The organism is Paenibacillus sp. J5, assembly GCF_054955055.1.
Map to the genome: position 1 here is coordinate 168,596 of NZ_JBUEDD010000013.1, position 21,497 is coordinate 190,092.

The window sequence follows — 21,497 nt, forward strand, 5'->3', positions numbered from 1 at the left end:
GTCAATTCCTGCACGTCGGCTCTTGACTTGAAGTCGACTCCAGCTTGTAGACTGTGGGAAGGCCAAGTAAGCCGACAGGAGGGAGAAGCAATATGAACGGGAACAACATCGCTTTGATTACAGGTGCAAGCAGCGGGATCGGTTTGGCGTTAACACGCAGGCTGTTAAGCGAGAAGTGGCAGGTGATCGGTCTGAATCGCTCGGCGTTCCCTGTGGACGATCCGATTCTCCAGATAGCGGCAAGGGAACAGAGACTGAGGGAATATCGTGCGGATCTGGCAGATTTCCAACAATTAAGACAAGCGCTTGAGCTCATTCTTGCCCAGGAATCCCATCTCGATCTGATCTTCAACAATGCCGGCGGTAGTCTGCCCGAGATTCGTTACTCTCCGCAAGGACGCGAGCTCCATTATGAGCTGCAGACGGTCGCGCCGTACCTGATCATGATGGAGTTGAAAGAACTCCTCAGGCGCGGGGAGCATCGTAAGGTCATTAACACGTCTACGAATGCGTTCGCCACCCTTCGTCAGTTTCATGTCCTGGAGCTAGAGCGGCCTGCTTCGTTCCGCAAATTGTTTGGGCCTTACGCCGCGACTAAGCTCGCGATGTCGTTATGGACGCAGGAGGCGGGACCACAGCTATTCGATCAAGAGGGAATCACTCTGCTCAGCGTCGATCCGGGCGGCAATAACACGATGAACTCTAAAAATCGGGGGGGACTGCCTTTCTTTCTGAGACCTGTCATGAAGCTGCTCTTTCCCGACCCGTCTACAGGAGCAGGCTTGCTCTACGAGGCGGCCCTTACCACGCATAATCTCGTTCCCAGCGGAGCCTACCTGACGAAGGGCGCACCGGCTACATTGAAATTCGCAGAGCTGGGAGCCGAAGTGCTGGCACGAGTGGATGACATCTACCGCCAAGAATATTAGCTGCCTGTTACAGCAGACATGCCAAAAGGCTGGACGGAGAACTCACGTTTTTCTCATCCAGCCCTTTGCCCTTGTGGCCTTAGGGGACAGGCTCTGCTGCGTATGAGGTCATGGCCTCCCCAGTATACACGCGGGTAATAGCCGCAGCGCTATCAGCCGACAGAAATGGCTCACACAGGAATATACGAGCGGTATACTCGCCTCAGCTCTGCAATTACCCGCTGCAGCGAGTAGACCTGCTTCGCCTTGTTCCAGCCCGATCGCGCCAGATTGTAGCGATACACCGGATCAGACACCAGCAGCTCCAGCGCATCACTCAAGGCCAGCGGGTCTTCAGGCGGAACGAGCAATCCGTTCACACCATGATCGATCTGCTCGGCGATGCCGCCAACACGGGTACCGACAAGAGCAAGCAGACAGAGCGCCGCCTCCGCGAACACAGAACCGAATGCCTCCGCTCGGGAGGGTAAGACGAATATATCGAAGAACGGCATGAACTCCTCCGGGTGAAGCATATAACCATAAAATATAATTTCATCATACAATCCCAGGGAGATAGCCAGTTGCTCCAGCTCCTCGCGGATCGGCCCATCCCCGATAATATGAAGGACGAATGGCTTGCCGCGACGCTTCAATTCAGCACAGGCCTGAAGCAGTATATCCAATCCCTTGGCAGGGACGAGTCGGCAGACCGTAATGAGCTGCGGAATCTCGTTCTCATGGGAGATCGGCCGGAATCGCTTCTCATCGAAGCCGTTCGGAATGACATGAATGCTCTCCGGGTGCTTCAGGTAGGGAGATAAGTAGGAGCGGAATGACTCTGATACGGTCAGCAGGCCATCCATCTTCGCTTCCAGCTCTCCATAGATCAAGGTTAGAAATTGATGCTCAGGCCCGCCCTCGGCGATGCGTCCATTGAGAATCAGCTCCCGCTCATAGCTGGAATGGATCGTCATCAGCACAGGCGTATCCGGGAACAGTTGCTTCATTACGAGCGCCGCAATCGGATGGTGGGCATGAATCAGATCATAGCTTTTATGAATCCTCAGCTTTGTCCACCACACATAATCCCTAAGGGTCTGCAAGTATTTGCCGATCGTCTCATTGCCGGCGAACTGCTGGACATCGAAGGTGTCGAACATCACCTCCTCCTGACCTTTTCCCCTGACTCGCTTAGGGATGGAGAACAGCTCCATCTGCCAGTTCATCTGAATGAACCGTTCTTGAATATAAGGTATCATGGAGGACACCCCTCCCGGCTGCTCGGGCGGGAAAAATAATGCTTGCAATATATTCAACGCTTCGCCTCCATTCTGAATGAATATAACACAGTATACGCAGCAACGGAGAGCCTGACCTTATCCCTTCGCCGTGCCAGGACGCTGCCGCGGCTTGGCGACATGACGCGGCGGATCGAGAATGGAAAGGAACGCGCAAGGGTGCAACCGGACGTGAACTACGCCTGCTGCACCTGCCGCTGTTCATATTCATCTCGCAGCACCGCCATGATGAGCAGATCGTGATAACGCCCGTTGCGGTAAATCCGTTGCCGAAGACGCCCCTCGTGTGCAAAGCCGCATTTCTCGTAGCAGCGGATCGCACTTCCATTATCCTCGTTCACTTCCAGTTGAATACGATTCAGATTCATACTATGTAAGGCGAACTGGATCAGCAGCCGAACGGCCTCCGTGCCGTAGCCCTTGCCCTGATTCACACGGTTGCCGATAACAATGCCCAGCTCCGCCGTCCGATTTTTCCAATCCAGCTCGAACAGATCGATCTGCCCAATATAATCTTCGGTGTCGCGGTGCGCAATAATGAAGCCTCGGTGGGTATCCCCACCTTCTATGACCCCCTCAATAAACGCCTCGGTATCCTGAATGGTCTGCGGGTACAAAAACGTATCCGATAGATGGCATGTAATCAATGGATCATTGACCCATCGCCTCATCGACAGCAGATCCTCCCTACGGTATTCACGAAGCCGAATCCGCTCTCCGATCAGGTGCGGCATAGGCGTCCCCTCCCTTACTTCCGAGATGACGCGCCCGTCTCCACAGGAATCAGAATCTCGACCAGCCCTTCCTCCAGACGCTCATCAAAGTGGTAGATCTCGATGGCGACCGCCTCGTCCAGCTTGCTCAAGCCCTGCTCCTTCATCCACTCCAGCAGTTGCTTGTAGCCTTCGCCAAATCGTTGTGTCGTACAGCTAACCATCGCATACGTATGCCCTGGTATGGTGAACTGCACCATATCCTGCGGTGTTAGCTCCAGCATGCTGACCTCATAGCATACCCAATACGTGGCAAACACTTCATTGCCGTAATACGGACAAATAAGCGCTGTTGATTTTTGGTTGCCGCTCAGCTCATGACGGCGTGAGAGAAACTCATCCCGCAGCGCAATGACATCATCAGGAAAGCTGGAATACGGGCCGGAATGGCTGATTCCTGCCAAATGAAGCGACGGCTTGGTGACCAACATACAATTGTCCATGACGCAATCCCCCCGGCTTTTGTTCAGCTCAATGGCTCTTCAGCGCTGCACGACACAAGCCCTAAGGCTTTGTCTAACAGTCATTGTACTCATAATGGGTCTCATTTCGCAAGTGATTTGTTGCCTGCCTCTCCTATTCCTGAGGCTTCATGCCTGGTTGCAGCAGGGATAGCTGGCACAGTATGATAGGGAGAACGGCTTGATCGTCTCCCGGTCAGGGCAATCTTGCCCTCGGCAGTCGAACCAGGGGAGAAATATGAGCCTTGAGGCGTGAGCGGCGGCTGCGAATCATGAGGCAAAGCTCCCCCCTTGTGCCACAAAGCATAAAAGACAGGTGGAATACATATGCAGATTATCGCCATGCTCACGATGCTGATCGACCATATCGGCGTCATCTTTTACCCGGAGGAGAGCTTCCTGCGCATCCTGGGTCGTCTCTCGTTCCCGCTATATGCCTTTGCGCTGGTGCGCGGCTATTACCATACCTCCAACATGCCCCGTTATCTGCTGCGCCTTGCGATTCTCGCCGCCGTATCCCAACTGCCATACCAGTGGGCACTGTTAGATGACGGCGTGAATGTGGTCGCTGCCCTGCTCGTCTGCCTGCTTGCGCTGCTGTCTCTCGACCGGTTCAAGCACCCCGCAGCCGTACTCGGCACGATTGCCAGCGCCGCGCTGCTGCTGGAGCTGCTCCAGTTCGATTATGGATATTACGGACTCGCGCTCGTGCTGATCTACCGCTATACGCGGGGGGAGTGGCAACTGCTGCTCCATCTGCTGCTCAATGTCGCTGTCGCCGTAGAGAAGGGCTGGGCCATCCAAATGTTCAGCCTGCTGTCTACCGCTACGCTGCTGTATACTCCCCAGCTCTACCGGTCTCTCGACAAGGTGCGTGTGCCGCGTCTGCTATGGCTGAGCTTCTATCCGGCCCATCTCATCGCCCTGGGCCTGGTGCGCGAGATCATGCTCGCTGCGGGTTAGTCTTCGGTGCATGGTTCACCTGGCCTAGCCTGCTCCGAGCTCCATCTGCTCTGAGCCCCGTCTGCATGCCGCGCTCCGGGCGGGCTGGCGGCTACTTGTCCTGCTGCTGCAATGCGGCCTTGAGCGCATCCGCCAATCCTGAGTTCAACTTCTCATTGTCGCTGAACTGCTGGATGAGCCGCTGCTGATCGCGGCGATGCACCTTGCCGCCCTTCTCCCCATCGAGCTTCTCGACGAAATTGCACGGACGGCACTGCGCGTACTTGCCATTCTTGCCCTCATGAATCTCCATCTTCTTCCTGCACTGCGGACAGCGCTTGTTCGACAGCCGCGGCTCCGCAGCGCGCCGATAGTCGCATTCCCGATCGGAGCAGACCAGCGACTTGCCGCGCTTGCTCTTGACCTCCATCAGCGGCTTGCTGCACTGCGGACAGCGTGAATGGGTCAAGTTATGCGGCTTGTATTCCTTCGTCTCGCGCTTAACCTGTCCAACCCAGGCCACGGTCTGCTGGCGGATGCCCTCCATGAACCGCTGCGGGTTGCCCTTGCCCTTGGCGATACGCTCCAGCTCCTGCTCCCACTGCGCGGTCAAGCCGGAGCTCTTGAGCTCGTCTACCACCAGCTCGATCAACTGCTTGCCCTTCCCTGTCGGGACGAGCCGATTGCCCTGGCGCTCAATTGTATCCGTCCCGAGCAGCTTCTCGATAATATCGGCGCGTGTAGCTGGTGTGCCCAGCCCATTCTTCTCCATCACCCCGAGCAGGGATGCCTCGGTATAGCGCGGCGGCGGCAAGGTGCGCAGCTCGCGAATACGGGCGCTCTTGATAGCTAGCGGCTGGTTCATAGACAGCTCCGGCAGGTTCTGCTGCGCTGCGGCTTGCTCCTCCTGCTGCGGCTGCTCCTCCTCGTCTTCATCGCTGTAGGACGGGCTGCCGTATACTTCCTTCCAGCCTGCATCCTTGGCGATCTTGCCCTTGGCAAAGAGCAGCTCAGAACCGGCCTGAATGACGACACTTGTCTCCGCATAGCGGTATTCCGGGTAAAAGAGCGCGATGAACCGCTTCACGATCAGATCATACAACCGGCGTTCTTCATTGCTGAGTGCGCTCAGGTTGACGTACTGCTCCGTTGGAATAATCGCATGGTGATCCGTTACCTTGCTGTCATCCACAATCCGCCGTGTGATACGCAGCGGCTGCTTGAGCAATCGGCGTGCCAGCGGCGCGTAAGGACCGACCGCGATGCTCTCCAGCCGCCCCTTGAGCGTCGGCGCCATATCGCTGGTCAAGTATCTGGAGTCTGTGCGGGGATAGGTGACCAGCTTATGCTGCTCGTACAGACGCTGCAGCACGCTGGAGGTCTGCTTCGCCGAGAAGCCCAGCCGCTTGTTCGCATCCCGCTGCAGCTCTGTCAGATCATAGGCGAGCGGCTGAGGCTCGGACTTGTCAGCGGTCTTGAGCTTATGTACGCTGGCCCGCGACTGCTGCAGCTTCGCTGCGAGCTGCTCGGCTCGCTCCTTGTCCCACAACCGTCCATCATGCCCTTCCTTCTCCCGCCAGATCGCCTGGAAGCCACCGACATCCGCCGTAATCGTCCAGTACGGCTTCGACTGAAAGCCCGTGATCTCCTCCTCGCGCTCCATCATCATCGCCAGCGTCGGTGTCTGTACACGTCCGGCTGCTAGCTGCGCATTGTATTTGCAGGTCAGCGCCCGCGTTACATTAAGCCCAATCAGCCAGTCCGCTTCGGCCCGGCACACCGCAGAAGCATACAGATTATCATACTCCTTGCCTGGGCGAAGCTGCTGAAAGCCCTCCTTGATCGCTTTGTCTGTCTGGGAGGAAATCCACAGCCGCTTGTACGGCTTGCGCCATTTCACCAGCTCCATGATCCAGCGGGCAACCAGCTCCCCTTCACGCCCGGCGTCTGTCGCGATGATCAGCTCCTTAATATCCTGCCGCTTGCATAGCTGCGCCACCTGGCGAAATTGCTGCGAGGTTTCCTTCATCACCTTCAGATTCATCCGCTCCGGCAGCAGCGGCAGATCCTCCAGATTCCATGTTTTGTACTTCGTATCATAATCCTCTGGCTCCGCCAACGTGACCAGATGACCCAGCGCCCATGTGACGACATATTGCGGCCCTTCATAGGATGCCTTCTGCTTCTGTCCGCAGCCCAGCACCCGAGCCAGCTCCCTGGCAACACTCGGCTTCTCGGCCAGCACCAATGATTTCATATGACTCTAACACCTCTCCTGCCAAGGTGGCCTGCTAGAATCTCATCCGTAGACGGAATCAAGAGAGACCACCTTAGATTTTTGCCCGTACTCGATAGCGCCGCGCCAAAACCTTCTATAGTAGCGCGACATCTTACCATTATAACCCTTCGGGCGCTGCTTGTCAGTGCGCTGCCTTCATGGACAACGCACTCTCTCGCAGATGTACAGGGGACAGGGGGTGCAACAAGCCAGCGTAACGCAGCACGCCCCAGCGCCATGCAAAATCCCACCGCCTTGCAACGGACGGTGGGATCATATATGGTCGGCCTACAGCTTCGGGGGCTCTTATTCCTTCAACAGCCGCAGCGTCGGCGCGAATTCTTCGATTAATTCCGGCGCCTCCAGCTCCTCATTATGCGACAGCGGCGTTACCGCATAGGCGCGCATGGCAGATGCCGGATAGGAATAGATATGATTCTCCAGCACATAGCGGTCGGTCATCGCAGGGTCAAGCCAGCTCGTCTGCTCCTCATCATCCATGATCGCCGGCATACGATGATGATACGAGGAGACGACCGGATTGGCCATGGCCGTGACAATGGTGCAACTGCGGTGCAGCTTGCCGCGGGGGTCCACCCGCATCTCATATAGTCCGGCCATCGCAAATACCTGCTGCTCCCGCATGACAATATGGAAGGCCTGCTGCTCCTTGCCCTCTGTGCGCCAGCCATAAAATCCGCTGCATGGAATGAGACAGCGCTGGCGCTTGACGATGCGGTCAAATATTTTTTTGCCGCTGATGGAGCCGAAGTCCGCATTCACCGAATCTCTTGCCCAATACGGGAATAAGCCCCATCTTGCCTCCACCAGCTGGCGCTCCCCTTCGGAATGGATAATAATCGGAATGGATTGAGTGGGCGAAATATTGTAACGCGGCTTGTAATCTGCATGAAGTGCCGCGATGCGGTACTTCTCCTGCAATTGCTTGGATGGAGCCGTAAGCGAAAATCGATCACACATAGCATAGACCACCTTTGCTGGCATTTAACCTCCATTATTTGTAGGGTGGCCCGATTCTATGCACCATTTTCCCAGATCACACGAGCTGTGTCACCACACGCCAAGCCTCCAGCTTATCCTCCATTCTCCGGTAGACCGCAGTCGGCACAGGGCTTGTGGACGGCAGCCGCAGGTAGGTTCGCCCCTCCTCCAGCCCTACCAGCTTGCGATACAGCTCCTCCGCCTTGGCGCCATTGAAGATTACGGTACGAATGGCAGGATACCGCTCGTAAAAGGCGGCGAAATCATTAGCCTCCTCCTCGCGGATATGGGCATCCAGACTTCCCTTGCGCTTGCACCTGGCCAGCACATCCCACAGCGCTATACCCTGCTCTCTAAGCAGTTGCAGCCGCTGCCCGTAATCGTCCGGCAGCTCGCGCTCAAACAACTGGAACAGGAGCGGCCACAGATGATTGCGCGGATTGCCGTAATACTGTCCCCTGCGCAACGATTCCTCCGATGGCATCGAGCCAAGAAGCAGCACGCTGGAGTTCTCGTCCGCTACAGGCGCAAACCCTTCAAGCTTCATCTCTCACACCTCCTTGTCATTATCCACGCTTCCTATATAGGCAAGAGAGGCTCGCCATCCCATGCAGGGATGACAAGCCTCTTCCGAGTTCACTCTGTATTGATTATCGATTAGCCTTCCAGAAGCAGCGATTCTGGGTCCTCGAGCATCTCCTTCACTGCAACCAGGAAGCGTACCGCCTCGCTGCCATCCACGATGCGGTGATCGTAGGAGAGAGCAATGTACATCATCGGACGGTTCTCCATGCGCTCGTTATCAATCGCCACTGGACGAATCTGAATCTTGTGCATTCCCAGGATACCCACCTGTGGAGCATTCAGAATCGGAGTCGACAGCAGCGAGCCGAAGATGCCGCCGTTCGTAATCGTGAAGGTTCCGCCTTGCAGATCGGACAGCGACAGCGAATTCGCACGCGCCTTCTGTGCCAGCGAGGCAATCTCCTTCTCGATTCCGGCAAAGCCGAGACGGTCAGCGTCTCTAACGACCGGTACAACCAGCCCTTCCTTCGCCGATACAGCAATACCAATATCGTAACGCTTATGAATCAGGATGTCTTCGCCTTCAATCTGGGCGTTCAGCAGCGGGAACTGCTTGAGCGCGCCGATTACCGCCTTGGTGAAGAAGGACATGAAGCCGAGGCCAATGTCATGCTTCTCCGTGAAGGATTGCTTACGACGCTTGCGCACATCCATAATCGCCGTCATATCGACTTCATTGAAGGTCGTCAGCATCGCGGCTGTCTGTTGTGCCTCAACGAGACGCTTGGCGATCGTCTGTCTCCGTCTGGACATCCGCACACGCTCCACCGTCTTGTCTTCAACCGGTGCTGCTGCCGCTGCTGCAGCAGGAGCGGCAGGCGCCACTGGAGCCGCTGGTGCGGATGTTACAGCAGCAACATCGCTTGCGCCGACTCTGCCCAGTGCCTGATTCAGATCAATTCCCTTCTCCCGTGCCAGCTTGCGTGCCGAAGGGCTGGCATGAATAGCCGCAGGCTCAGTCGCTGGCGCGGACGGAGCAACCGCTGCTGCTGCCGGCGCTGCCGGTGCAGATGGAGCAGCCTCCTGAGCCGGAGCCGCCGCTTGCGGCTGCGAAGCGGGTACTGCCGCTGCGCCGCTGACTCCGATGTGTGCGACAATCTCGCCTACCTTGACGTTTTCGCCGCTTTGGCGCAAAATGCTGGACACGACTCCGCTAGCCTCAGCAGTTACCTCCATGTTTACCTTATCCGTCTCTAGCTCGAACAGGATGTCCCCGGCATTGACTGCGTCGCCTTCCTTAACGAGCCATTGCGAAATCGTCGCTTCAGTAATGGATTCACCAGCTTGCGGAACTTTAACTTCAAACATTGTGTTGTTGCCCCCCTATTAGTTATCCTGCTTCAGTTTCAGAGCTGCGGAAATAATCTGCTGCTGCTCATGGGCATGAACGGTATTGTATCCTGTGGCTGGGCTGGAACGCTCTGGGCGCCCAATGTAATCCACTTCGATCTTCTTCGGCGCCAGCTTCTGCAGATGCGGCTGAATATAGCGCCAAGCCCCCATATTTTCCGGCTCCTCTTGCACCCAGACGATCTCCTTCACCTTCCCGTAACGGGACAGGATGCTCTCGATCTCTTCCTTAGGGAACGGATAGAGCTGCTCTACCCGGATAATATGCAGCCAGGAGAAGTCCTGATCGCCAGCATTCGTAATCGCATCATCCAGGTCGATAGCTACCTTGCCGGTACACAGAATGACGCGCTGTACCTTATCCGGCGTACCGCCAAGACCTGGCTGCTCCAGCACTGTATGGAACTTGCCGTCGCTCAGCTCCGTGCCTGTCGAAGCGACACGCGGATGGCGGATCAGGCTCTTAGGCGCCATAACGATCAGCGGACGCGCCTGCTCCGTGCCAACAATCTTCGCCTGCCTACGCAGCAGGTGGAAATATTGAGCAGCGCTGGTCAGGTTCGCAACGGTCCAGTTGCCTTGTGCGGACTGCTGCAGGAAGCGCTCTGGACGGGCGCTGGAATGCTCTGGCCCCTGTCCTTCGTAGCTATGCGGCAGCAGCATGACCAGCGACGACTTCTGCGACCATTTCTCTCTGGCAGAGGAAATGAACTGGTCGATCAGCACTTGTGCCACGTTGGTGAAATCGCCGTATTGCGCCTCCCAGATGTTCATGGTCTCTGGTGCGAACACGTTGTAGCCATATTCAAAACCAAGCACGCCCGCCTCGGACAACGGACTGTTATGGATAGCGAACGATGCCCGCGCTTGCGGCAGGTGGTGCAGCGGACAATACAGCGCGCCCGTCTTGCTGTCATGCAGCACCAGGTTGCGATGAGCGAATGTCGCACGCTCGGCATCCTGACCGGTGATGCGGATCGGAGTCCCGTCCGCCAGGATGGTCGCAAAGGCCAGCGTCTCCGCCAGTGCCCAGTCGACCTTCTTGCCCTCGTCCAGCGCACCGGAGCGGCGCTGCAGGATGTTCGCAAGCTTCGAATACGGCGTGAACGATCCCGGACGCTCCAGCAGACGCTCATTAATATCCTTCAGTTGCTCCAGCTCAACGCCTGTCTGCGGCTCGATCCAGCCTGGAACATCAGCAGGAGCAGCTTGGGCTGTCTTATCAGCCTTCAGGTTCTTCACCTGCTCATAGGCTTCCTCCATCTTGCTGATGATCTTCTGCTTGAGCTGCGGCAGAACATCCTCACCGATGACTCCGCGACCTACCAGCGCGGCAGAATAGACATTCGGAGCCGATGGATGGTTGCGCATCTTGTCATACATGAGCGGCTGAGTCGGCTGTGGATCATCCATCTCATTATGACCGTAGCGACGATAGCCAATCAGGTCAATGACGAAGTCCTTCTTGAATTCCTTGCGATATTCGCAAGCCAGGCGAATCGCCGCGATGCACGCCTCCGGATCATCACCATTCACGTGAACGATCGGAATGTCGAAGCCTTTGGCGACATCGCTGGCGTAGCGTGTGGAGCGCGAATCGATGCTCTCGGTCGTGAAGCCGATCCGGTTATTGACGATGATATGGATCGTTCCACCATTGCGGAAGCCCGGCAGACGGTCAAAATTCAACGTCTCTGGCACGATGCCTTCGCCAGGGAAGGCGGAATCGCCATGCATCAGCACGACCGCTGCCTTGTCCTCGTCACGCTTCGGATAGCCCGGCTGGGTGCGATCCTCCTGCGCGGCGCGGCCGAAGCCCTCTACAACTGGATTGACATACTCCAGATGGCTTGGGTTGTTCGCCAGCGTGATGCGTGTCTGCTGCCCGCTGCTGTTCGTAATGGTACGCTGCGCGCCCAGATGGTATTTCACGTCGCCTGTCTTGCCGCTCGGGTCCTCAGGCGGCATGAACTCCTTGTTCGAGCCGTGCTGGAATTCTGCAAAAATCTTGCTGTACGGCTTGCCCAGCACATGAGTCAACACATTCAAGCGACCGCGATGCGCCATCCCCATCAGAATATCCGATGCGCCCGATTCAGAATGATTGCGCACCAGTTCATCAAGCATAGGAATAAGAACCTCCAAGCCTTCTACGGAGAACCGTTTCTGGCCGAGGAACGTGCGATGAAGAAAATGTTCGAATTGCTCGGTCTGCACGAGCCGATCCAGCAGGTTGATCTGCTCTTCGCGGCTCAGACGAGTCTGCTTGGCGGCTACCTCGATATTCTTGGTCAGCCACTCGCGCTCCGCCTGAACATGAATATGGTCAAATTCATAGGCTGTCGTGCCCGTATAGATCTCCAGCAGCTTCTCAACAGCGTCCAGGCCCGTCTGCTTCGTGCCCTTGGCATTCTCCCAGATCAGCTCGCCCGGCAGCCCCATCAGATCCAGCTTGGTCAGTTTATAATTCTCCGGCTTGAGCATCCGGTCATCCTCAGTCTTCGGCGCCAGCTCCAGCGGATCAAGCTTCGCTGCCAAATGTCCATAAGTACGGATATTGGATACATACTTGCTGGCTGCAACAAGCTTTTCCATCTGATCAAACGAAATAACCCCTTCGCGTTGCGCAAGAGGCGCTGCCTGTGCATCCTCAGCCTCCAGCGGCGGCTCTCCCCACTGCTCAAACAGCGTTCGATACGCCGGGTCCACCGATGCGGGATCATCAAGAAACAGTTCATACTGATCATGAATATAGCCCAGATTGGGTCCTGCGTAATTGTGCCAAGGCGACTGTGTACTGCTTATGGTCGTCATTCCCATAACCCTCCAGAATTGCATATTGTCATCCAACTCAATCATTCATACCCTGGCGGCCGCAATGTTCAACCACCTTGGCATACGAAAGGTCCCCGCCGAAAATGTCCAGCGCGCTTCCGATGGTAATATCCAGTTTGTTGCCTGTCAGCTCTGCGAACCGCTCCAGATCAGACAACGAGCGAGCTCCGCCTGCATAGGTCGTCGGGATACTCGTCCAGTTCGCCAGCCTGGATGCCAGCTCCTCCTGAACCCCGGTGCGCTTGCCCTCAACATCTACCGCATGAACCAGAAACTCATCGCAGTACTGCTCCAAATATTGAATACTCGATGGCTGAAGCTCGAAGTCGCTGAACGTCTTCCACTGGTTCGTCACAACATACCAGCGTCCATCCTTCTCCTTGCAGCTCAGATCAATGACGAGCCGATCCTTGCCCACCTCGGAGACGATGCGGCGCAGACGCTCCTCGTCCAGCCGGCCATCTCGGAAAATATAGGAGGTTACGATCACATGGGAAGCGCCGTATTCCAGATACGTGTGCGCGTTCTCCGCCGTGATCCCTCCGCCGATCTGCAAGCCCCCAGGGTACTCCCTCAGCGCAGATGCGGCTGCCTCCTCATTACCCCCGCCCAGCATGATCACATGACCACCGGTCAAGCGATCCTCTCTGAACATGGCGGCATAATGAGCAGGACTCAGGTCGGAGACGAAATTCTCGACTACCTTGCGGGTGTCCGAATTCAGCGTCTCGCCGACGATTTGTTTGACCTTCCCTTGGTGCAAATCAATGCACGGTCTGAATTTCACTGGATTCTACTCCTCATGGCCTTCATTTTACAATTGTCCACAATTTCTTAACTCAAAATTCACAACTACCTCACACTAATAAATTATACTATGGTATTGAAACCGGAAACAAATATTGAATTGAGATTCGTTCGATCTAAATTCGACATAGGATACATGCGGCTCTGCCCTCAGGCCGAGCTGTCCGTGTAATTGCGCAGCCTCACATACTCGCTGATCATCGCCAGCCGCCACGGAACAATCATCCCGAAGGCCAGCAGGAAGAACAGCGCTCCTGTCTGGGCGATGGACAAATATTTCTCCACCATGCCATGCATCGTCAGCCTCGCGAGCAGCAGCGAGACCATGATGAAGATGAAGGCTTTGGAGCGGATGACGTAGATGTCATGCTCCCTTCGCTCCATCCGGGTCGTCACGATCAGCGGAAAGGCGAAGATCAGCAGCCCCGTCCCCCACGCCGATATGGCCCACAGCCATGGAATATGCATAGCCGGCAATGCGAACATGACAAATCCGGTCGCCATCCCGATCGGCGGCATAATAATCTTCTTGAGCGTAGTCGGCCTGCGTGCCGCTCTCACCCTCAATATCATTAATGCCGTCCCTGCGAGCAGCGACATCACAACTGAACCGACCTGCAGCAGCGTAAAAGACTGTAGCAACGGCGAACACCCTCCGACACGATAGACTGGCTGAAATCAAGCACGCGGCGCATGCTTTAGCAGCCTTCTGCTTCTCCCACCTACAAGTACCCTTGCGATATTTCTTCTATAGAAGCGAATAGAATCCCAGGCGCCCATCCATACTGACACTGGACACCCACTTACATGGTACCCCATTCTATACAGCATGTCCACACGACACACGCTTTCATTCCATTTGGATTCGTGATAAACTAATGATATTGATTATCATTATTATTTGATAAGGAGCTATAAGCCATGAATTACAGAATAGAGAAGGATACACTCGGTGAGATTCAAGTTCCCGCAGATAAGTATTGGGGCGCTCAAACCCAGCGCAGCCTGCAAAATTTCCGCATCGGCGGCGAACGGATGCCGCTGGCGCTCATTCGCGTATTCGCGATGCTCAAGAGGAGCGCCGCACTAGCCAATCAGGAGCTGGGCAAGCTGGACCCGCTGAAGGCGGCAGCGATCGTCGCAGCGGCAGAGGAGATTATGGATGGCAAGGCGGACACCCACTTCCCGCTCGTCGTCTGGCAGACAGGCAGCGGCACCCAGACCAATATGAATGTCAATGAGGTCATCGCTTACCTTGCCAATCAGCGGCTGGCGGAGGGCGCAAGCGAGCTGCGCGTCCACCCCAATGATGATGTCAACCGCTCGCAAAGCTCCAATGATACGTTCCCGACCGCGATGCATGTTGCGGCGCTGCTGGCGATCAAGAGCACGCTCATTCCAGCGCTCGGCGAGCTGAAGGCGACACTCGCAAGCAAGAGCCAGGAGTTTGCCGGGATCATCAAGATTGGCCGTACTCATCTGCAGGACGCCACCCCGCTTACGCTCGGTCAGGAAATCAGCGGCTGGCATCGGATGCTGGAGAAGTGCGAGCGTATGATTCTGAGCAGCTCGGAGGCGCTGCGCGAGCTGGCGATTGGCGGAACAGCCGTCGGCACCGGCATTAACGCGCATCCGCTATTTGGTGCCAAGACAGCAGAGCAGCTCAGTCGGCTGACGGGAGAAACCTTCATCACGGCGGAGAACAAGTTCCAGGCGCTCACCAGTCATGACGAGCTGGTCTATGTTCACGGTGCGCTCAAGGCGCTCGCTGCCGACCTGATGAAGATAGCCAACGATGTCCGCTGGCTGGCGAGCGGCCCGCGCTCGGGCATCGGCGAGCTGACGATTCCCGCCAATGAGCCGGGCAGCTCGATTATGCCTGGGAAGGTGAATCCGACCCAATCCGAAGCGCTGACCATGGTCGCCTGCCAGGTCATGGGCAATGATGCTGCGATCGGCTTTGCAGCGAGCCAGGGCAATTTTGAACTGAATGTATTCAAGCCCGTCATCATCTACAACTTCCTGCAATCGGTCACCTTGCTCTCTGATGCCATGCGTTCCTTCAATGACAATTGCGCCGTCGGCATCGAAGCCAACCATCAGGCCATCCGTGACCATCTGGAGCGCTCCCTCATGCTGGTGACAGCACTCAATCCGCATATTGGCTACGAGAATGCCGCCGCGGTCGCCAAGAAGGCGCATCAGGAGGGTCTGACGCTCAAGGAAGCGGCGCTGCAGAGCGGGCTGCTGACCGAGGCGCAATTTGACGAGATTGTCCGTCCAGAACAGATGATTCAACCCAAGGAGTGATTGTTAACCATGTGGAATGCTTATCGCATATCGCCTAATTTGTATACCCTGCGCAGCGAGCGCGCCCAGGAGGACAGCGCTGCGACGGTATCCGTGCTCTCCGGCAGCGACCGCCTGATGGTTCAAGCCTCGCTCTGCCTCACCTATGTACAGAATGAGGGAGACTACCAGTTGCTGTTAGAGGCTGTCCGCAAGCTGGCCGATGACCACGCGCGCGCGGCGGGCACGGCGCAATGTCTGATTCAATATGAATGCAGGGGCCTGCTGGAGAAGGAAGGGGGCCTGTCGCTGCTCCCCGCCGGCAGCATCGGCTGCTATTCCTATGCAGAGGCGGCCTTTATCGAGGAGAGATAGGGGCTATGCTGTTCTGCGGCTGCTGCTGAGCAGCGCATCCTACGGCCCCCTGTAATCTCAGGGCGCGAACTCCCGCGGACTATATTACAGCTCCGCGGGAGCACCTCGCAGCACAATAACCGGCAACTTGTTGCTGTCTCTCGCCTATATCTAGTAGTCCCCCCTCCCCTTTCCCCTATGCGGGCACAATCTGCTTGAACAGCCGGATCGGTTCACATGGCTCCAGACTGTCGCTGAACTTTATCACATGAAAGCCATTCTTCTCCACTTTCACAACCCTTGACTCTGTCCAATTCCACCCCCGTCATGCCGCCATCCCTTGCCCCGCCTTTGTCCGCGGCTTTTTGGCCGTTCATCTCATAGATTTGGAGAAAAAGTCACAATATTTTCACTTGTGCGGCGCTCTGTAACAATCCGTTAAAGTTTTTAATGTTCTCTTGACAATCACTATATATTGATATAAATTGATTATTGTCTTCAATATATAGTGACCGTCGACGGAATGAGTCGTTTTGTAGCGCGACCCTATGACGGTCAGACAGAGAATGTAAGCTGCGTATGGGTTCAGTGCCTGCGCCTCTTATATTTTAGTTTAGGAGAGTGGAGTTTTATGCTAGTTGTTTATGATTCCAAGACTGGAAATGTGAGAAGATTTGTGGAGAAGCTGGGCATGCGTGCAGTGCAGCTAAGCGAGAACATGTACATAGAGGAACCATTTGTGCTTATTACGTATACGACCGGATTCGGACAAGTACCGGAGAGGGTCAGTATTTTTTTGCGCCAAAATTTCCGTTATCTAGCAGGCGTGTCCGCTAGCGGCAATCGAAACTGGGGAGCGGCATTTGGCAAAAGCGCGGATATTGTCTCGAATCGTTACGGCGTTCCCGTGCTAAGCAAGTTCGAGCTGGCTGGTTCAGCGGAGGACGTTAGAAGATTTGAAAGAGAGGTGAGCGCACTTGCTGCATGTTGAGCTAAACAACCAGTTGATGCGCAGAGACGCAGAGGGCTTCTTCCAATTGGATAAAGATAAAGAGGCTGTACAGGCCTTCATGGAGGAGATTCGGTCGAAGAGCGTGGTGTTCGGCAGTGTGACCGAGCGTATGAAGCGACTGATCGAAGAGAACTATTACGAGAATGTGTACGAGCAATATACGGAGCCTCAGGTAGAGCAGGTATATCAGCTTGCGCACAGCTTCCAATTCGAGTTCCAATCCTATATGGCTGCCTCGAAATTCTATACCGACTATGCGATGCGGACGAATGACCGCTCCCAATATCTAGAGGATTACCCGGACAGAGTCGCCATGGTGGCGCTGCACCTGGCTGGCGGAGATGCGCAGGCCGCGCTCCTGCTGACTACAGCGATGATGGAGCAGCGCGTACAGCCTGCGACGCCAACCTTCCTCAATGCAGGCAAGAGCCGCCGCGGCGAGATGGTCTCCTGCTTCCTGCTGGAGATGGACGATGCGCTCAACTCGATTAACTACAACCTGTCCACCTGCATGCAGTTGTCCAAGATTGGCGGCGGGGTCGCTGTCAACCTCTCGAAGCTGCGCGGACGGGGCGAGCCGATCAAGGGCGTCGAGGGCGCAGCCAAAGGCATTATGCCCGTGCTCAAGCTGATGGAGGACGCCTTCTCCTACGCCGACCAGATGGGTCAGCGCAAGGGCTCGGGCGCAGCCTACTACAATATATTCGGCTGGGATGTGCTGGAGTTTCTGGACAGCAAGAAGATTAACGCCGATGAGAAGAGCCGTATCAAGACGTTATCCATCGGACTGATCGTGCCGAACAAGTTCTACGAGCTGGCCGAGAAGAACCAGCCGCTGCATGTATTTGCCCCCTACTCCATCTATGCCGCTTACGGTCGCCATATGGATGATATGGATATGGATGAGATGTATGAGGAGCTGCTTGCTAACGATAAAGTGAAGAAGAAGGTCGTCATGACCGCACGGGATATGCTTACCAAGATTGCGACCATACAGCTTGAATCCGGCTATCCTTATATCATGAATCGGAGCAACGCCAACAAGGCGCATGCCCTGAAGGATATCGGCTCGATCAAGATGTCCAACCTGTGTACGGAAATCTACCAGCTCCAGGAGACCTCGCAGATCAACGACTACGGTCAGGACGACGTCATCCGCCGCGATATTAGCTGCAATCTGGCCTCGCTGAATATTGCGAACGTCATGGAGCTCAAGAAGATTCGAGAGTCGGTGCATGAGGGGATGACTGCGCTGACGGCGGTGAGCGATATGACGCGCGTAGCCAATGCGCCGGGTATCGTCAAGGCTAACGAGCAATTGCATTCGGTTGGCCTGGGCGCCATGAACCTGCACGGGTATCTGGCCAAAAATCTGATCGCGTATGACAGCAGCGAAGCCAAGGATTTCGCCCGCACCTTCTTCATGATGATGAACTATTATTCTCTGGAGAAGAGCATGGAGATTGCCAGAGAGCGCGGCGTGACCTTCTATGAATTCGAGAAATCCGAGTACGCCAAAGGAACCTACTTCGAGCGGTATGAGCAGACGGATTACAGCCCGGCATCCGAGCGCGTGCAGCAATTGTTCGAGGGCATCTATATTCCCACGCAGCAGGACTGGACGACGCTCAAGGAAGCTGTTGCCAAGCATGGGCTGTATCACGCTTATCGTCTGGCGATCGCACCGACCCAGAGCATCTCGTACATTCAAAATGCAACCTCCAGCGTAATGCCAATTGTGGAGCAGATCGAGACGCGCACCTATGCCAACTCGACAACTTACTATCCGATGCCATATCTGTCGAAGGAGAACTTCTTCTTCTACAAGTCGGCCTACCAGACCGATCAATTCAAGGTGCTGGAGCTGATCGCTGAGATTCAGAGTCATATCGATCAAGGCATCTCGACTGTGCTTCATGTCAACAGCAACGTGACCACACGCGAGCTGGCGCGCTATTACCTGTATGCTGCCAAGCTTGGCCTCAAGTCACTGTACTACACACGGACGAATCGCCTCAGCGTGGAGGAGTGCATCAGTTGCGCGGTATAACGCGGCACACGATATAGCACGATACGCGATATAAGTATTGCCCTCTTGGATGAGAACAGGATGGCTTCATGGATACGTGGAAGGAATTTAACTGCACGGCGTTAAGTTCCTTCCCTTATGTTTGTCCGCGCCCGCTTCAATACACACGGCGGGGCGTTATATATCGTCATTACAGCGTCCAGGGCACAGCCCGTCTGAGCCCTGGATGCTGCGATGTGAATAGGAAGGAAGATCGGAATGAAAGCCGTTAACTGGAATCGTCCGGATGACGATTATACAAGCATGTTCTGGAATCAGAACATTATGCAATTCTGGACAGATGAGGAAATCCCGCTATCAGATGATAAAATGTCGTGGATTGAGCTCAACGACGCGGAACGCGCACTCTATATGAAGGTGCTTGGCGGCCTCACCTTGCTGGATACTGTCCAAGGCGGCGTAGGCATGCCAAAAATACTGGAGCATGTCGATGGCTTGCAGCGCAAGGCGGTGCTTGGCTTCATGGGCATGATGGAGCAGATTCACGCCAAATCGTACAGCAGCATCTTCACCACGTTGGCAACAACGGAGGAGATTGATGAGGTCTTCCGCTGGGTCGAGCAGAACGAGCGCTTGCAGACGAAGGCGGAGGTAATCTCCCGCTACTATACGAGTATTGATACGCCCAAATCACTGTATATGGCGATGGCCGCTTCGGTGCTGCTGGAAAGCTATCTGTTCTATAGCGGCTTCTTCTACCCGCTCTATCTGGCAGGCCTCGGGAAAATGACGAGCAGCGGCGAGATCATCGATCTGATCCTTCGCGATGAGAGCATCCACGGTGTCTATGTCGGCGTGCTCGCCCAAGAGCAGCTAAGCAAGCTGACGCCGGAGGAGCAGCAGGCGGCCGTGCAGGAGCTGATGGAGCTCGTGCGCACGCTGCATGCCAATGAGGAGCGCTATACAGAGGAGCTGTATGACGCGATAGACATGACGGAGGAAGTGAAGAAGTTCGTCCGCTACAACTGCAACAAAGCATTGATGAACCTGGGTCTGGATACCCTCTTCCCCGAGGAGGAGGTCAACCCGATCGTGTTCAACGGCATTAACACACACACGAAGCAGCATGACTTCTTCTCCAAGAAAGGCAACGGCTATGTGCGTACAACCAATGTCGAGCCGCTGCGTGACGAGGATTTTATATTCTAAAATAGATAGAAGCTGGAGTCGACATCGCGGACAAGCGCCGCGTGTGCTCCAGCTTCTCTTGTTGTGAGCCAGGCTTGAGGCAGATGAGCTTAGACGATGAATGGCTATGCCTGAAGCTGCAGCTCCTCCTGCCCTTCCTGTACAGCAGGGAACGGGTCGAGCAGTTGCGACCAGTCGCCCGCCAGCTCGTCTGTGCGCAGCAGACAGGCATCCAGCTCCGCCGACACCTGCTGCGGATCAAGCCCAATCCCGATGAACACGACCCGGTTGATGCGGTCGCCATAGGCGGCATTCCATGTCTCCAGCAGCTCCGGGTTCTCCTCCAGCACCTGTGCCCGTTCCTCCTCCGGCAAGGCCGCTACCCAATAGCCCGCGGGGCCGAAGCGTATCGACGGCCCGGCCTGGCTCAAGCTCTGCGCCATGGCCTGGCGAGTGGCGAGCCAGACCATCCCTTTGGCGCGGACAATCTCCTCTGGCCATGCCTCCATCCATGCCATCAGTCGCTCAGGATGGAAGGGCAGCGCCCGCTCATAGACGAACGAGCTGACCCCATACTCCTCCGTTTCCGGTGTATGGACAGGCTTGCTCAGCTCTGCCTCCCAGGCCGCCGCACGGCTCGCCTCCTCGAAGTCGAATCGTCCGGTATTCAGAATCTCCGCCGGATCAACCTGCCCATGCTCTACCCGAATCAGCTTCGCCCGCGGCTGCAGCTTGCGCAGCACGCTCTCCAGCCGCTCCAGCTCGTCACGATTCACCAGGTCGCACTTGTTCAGCAACAGCACATCACAGAATTCAATCTGGTCCACGAGCAGATCGACGACCTCGCGCGTATCCTCCTCGCCCGTCGCCTGCTGACGATCCAGCAGCGTCTCCCCTGAGGCATAATCCTGCCAGAAGCGATTGGCATCCACAACCGTCACCATGCAATCCAGCTTGCAGAGGCGAGTCAGATCAATATGAAGCTCCTCATCAATATACGTAAAGGTCTGGGCCACCGGTACCGGCTCGCCCACTCCTGTCGATTCAATCAATATATAGTCGAATCGTCCTTCCAGAGCCAGGCGCTCCACCTCACGCAGCAGATCCTCGCGCAGCGTACAGCAGATACAGCCGTTAGACATCTCTACCAATTGCTCCTCTGTACGAGATAGCCCGCCGCCCTGCTTCACTAACTGCGCATCCATATTGACCTCGCTCAGATCATTGACGATAACCGCTACTCTCATCCCTTGACGGTTATGCAGCACATGATTCAGCACCGTCGTCTTGCCCGCACCCAGGTAGCCGCTCAGTACGGTCACCGGAATCAATCGGTTATCGTTATTCCCGCCAACATGCAATTCACTCACCTTTATTGCCCCC

18 protein-coding genes are annotated in these 21,497 nt (G+C 55.8%); 7 read left to right on the top strand and 11 right to left on the bottom strand.

The features are described from left to right. Positions 1 to 92 precede the first annotated feature (92 nt). Positions 93 to 929, top strand: a complete 837-nt coding sequence (locus ACY1JZ_RS22275) for an SDR family NAD(P)-dependent oxidoreductase (RefSeq protein ID WP_462630981.1) — start codon at positions 93 to 95, stop codon at positions 927 to 929. A 170-nt stretch (positions 930 to 1,099) separates the two neighbouring features. Here the strand turns inward: ACY1JZ_RS22275 and ACY1JZ_RS22280 are convergent, their stop codons facing one another. The 3 genes from ACY1JZ_RS22280 to ACY1JZ_RS22290 all read right to left on the bottom strand — a co-directional run bounded on the left by ACY1JZ_RS22280 (position 1,100) and on the right by ACY1JZ_RS22290 (position 3,425). After that, positions 1,100 to 2,227, bottom strand: a complete 1,128-nt coding sequence (locus ACY1JZ_RS22280) for a glycosyltransferase family 4 protein (RefSeq protein WP_270170284.1) — start codon at positions 2,225 to 2,227, stop codon at positions 1,100 to 1,102. 158 nt (positions 2,228 to 2,385) lie between these two features. Next, complete coding sequence (locus tag ACY1JZ_RS22285; protein WP_270170282.1) at positions 2,386 to 2,943, bottom strand: GNAT family N-acetyltransferase; 558 nt, start codon at positions 2,941 to 2,943, stop codon at positions 2,386 to 2,388. A gap of 14 nt (positions 2,944 to 2,957) precedes the next feature. Next, positions 2,958 to 3,425, bottom strand: coding sequence for a GyrI-like domain-containing protein (locus ACY1JZ_RS22290; protein ID WP_270170280.1), 468 nt, complete (start codon positions 3,423 to 3,425; stop codon positions 2,958 to 2,960). 345 nt (positions 3,426 to 3,770) lie between these two features. Between ACY1JZ_RS22290 and ACY1JZ_RS22295 the strand changes: the two genes are divergently transcribed. Then, positions 3,771 to 4,406, top strand: coding sequence for a TraX family protein (locus tag ACY1JZ_RS22295; RefSeq protein ID WP_462630982.1), 636 nt, complete (start codon positions 3,771 to 3,773; stop codon positions 4,404 to 4,406). Positions 4,407 to 4,497: 91 nt separating this feature from the next. Here the strand turns inward: ACY1JZ_RS22295 and ACY1JZ_RS22300 are convergent, their stop codons facing one another. The 7 genes from ACY1JZ_RS22300 to ACY1JZ_RS22330 all read right to left on the bottom strand — a co-directional run bounded on the left by ACY1JZ_RS22300 (position 4,498) and on the right by ACY1JZ_RS22330 (position 13,884). Next, a complete protein-coding gene (locus tag ACY1JZ_RS22300; protein ID WP_462630983.1) occupies positions 4,498 to 6,642 on the bottom strand; it encodes a DNA topoisomerase III in 2,145 nt (714 codons plus the stop codon). Between the two features lie 327 nt (positions 6,643 to 6,969). Further along, entirely contained in the window at positions 6,970 to 7,644 is a 675-nt protein-coding gene (locus tag ACY1JZ_RS22305; RefSeq protein WP_270170275.1) for an SOS response-associated peptidase, read from the bottom strand. 76 nt (positions 7,645 to 7,720) lie between these two features. Further along, on the bottom strand, positions 7,721 to 8,212 hold the full coding sequence (locus tag ACY1JZ_RS22310; protein ID WP_462630984.1) for a DNA-deoxyinosine glycosylase: 492 nt from the start codon (positions 8,210 to 8,212) through the stop codon (positions 7,721 to 7,723). Positions 8,213 to 8,322: 110 nt separating this feature from the next. Continuing rightward, complete coding sequence (odhB, locus tag ACY1JZ_RS22315; protein WP_462630985.1) at positions 8,323 to 9,558, bottom strand: 2-oxoglutarate dehydrogenase complex dihydrolipoyllysine-residue succinyltransferase; 1,236 nt, start codon at positions 9,556 to 9,558, stop codon at positions 8,323 to 8,325. An 18-nt stretch (positions 9,559 to 9,576) separates the two neighbouring features. Next, positions 9,577 to 12,414: a 2-oxoglutarate dehydrogenase E1 component gene (locus ACY1JZ_RS22320; RefSeq protein ID WP_462630986.1), complete on the bottom strand. Its 2,838-nt coding sequence runs from the start codon at positions 12,412 to 12,414 to the stop codon at positions 9,577 to 9,579. A 37-nt stretch (positions 12,415 to 12,451) separates the two neighbouring features. Further along, positions 12,452 to 13,222, bottom strand: coding sequence for a phosphoribosylformimino-5-aminoimidazole carboxamide ribotide isomerase (gene hisA, locus ACY1JZ_RS22325; RefSeq protein WP_270170268.1), 771 nt, complete (start codon positions 13,220 to 13,222; stop codon positions 12,452 to 12,454). A gap of 170 nt (positions 13,223 to 13,392) precedes the next feature. Continuing rightward, positions 13,393 to 13,884: a CcdC family protein gene (locus ACY1JZ_RS22330; protein ID WP_462630987.1), complete on the bottom strand. Its 492-nt coding sequence runs from the start codon at positions 13,882 to 13,884 to the stop codon at positions 13,393 to 13,395. A gap of 279 nt (positions 13,885 to 14,163) precedes the next feature. Between ACY1JZ_RS22330 and fumC the strand changes: the two genes are divergently transcribed. From fumC to nrdF, 5 genes are all read left to right on the top strand, one after another. Then, positions 14,164 to 15,552: a class II fumarate hydratase gene (gene fumC / locus ACY1JZ_RS22335; RefSeq protein ID WP_462630988.1), complete on the top strand. Its 1,389-nt coding sequence runs from the start codon at positions 14,164 to 14,166 to the stop codon at positions 15,550 to 15,552. Between the two features lie 9 nt (positions 15,553 to 15,561). Then, positions 15,562 to 15,906, top strand: a complete 345-nt coding sequence (locus ACY1JZ_RS22340) for a hypothetical protein (protein WP_462630989.1) — start codon at positions 15,562 to 15,564, stop codon at positions 15,904 to 15,906. 610 nt (positions 15,907 to 16,516) lie between these two features. Beyond that, complete coding sequence (gene nrdI / locus ACY1JZ_RS22345; protein ID WP_270170260.1) at positions 16,517 to 16,876, top strand: class Ib ribonucleoside-diphosphate reductase assembly flavoprotein NrdI; 360 nt, start codon at positions 16,517 to 16,519, stop codon at positions 16,874 to 16,876. Beyond that, positions 16,863 to 18,947, top strand: coding sequence for a class 1b ribonucleoside-diphosphate reductase subunit alpha (gene nrdE, locus ACY1JZ_RS22350; RefSeq protein WP_462630990.1), 2,085 nt, complete (start codon positions 16,863 to 16,865; stop codon positions 18,945 to 18,947). Before nrdI ends, nrdE begins: the two co-directional genes overlap by 14 nt. 237 nt (positions 18,948 to 19,184) lie before the next feature. After that, positions 19,185 to 20,135 (top strand): class 1b ribonucleoside-diphosphate reductase subunit beta, encoded by a 951-nt coding sequence (gene nrdF, locus ACY1JZ_RS22355; RefSeq protein ID WP_462630991.1) that lies wholly within the window; start codon positions 19,185 to 19,187, stop codon positions 20,133 to 20,135. 104 nt (positions 20,136 to 20,239) lie between these two features. On the opposite strand, the gene ACY1JZ_RS22360 is transcribed toward nrdF, so the two are convergent. Further along, a complete protein-coding gene (locus ACY1JZ_RS22360; protein ID WP_462630992.1) occupies positions 20,240 to 21,484 on the bottom strand; it encodes a GTP-binding protein in 1,245 nt (414 codons plus the stop codon). Between the last annotated feature and the right edge of the window lie 13 nt (positions 21,485 to 21,497).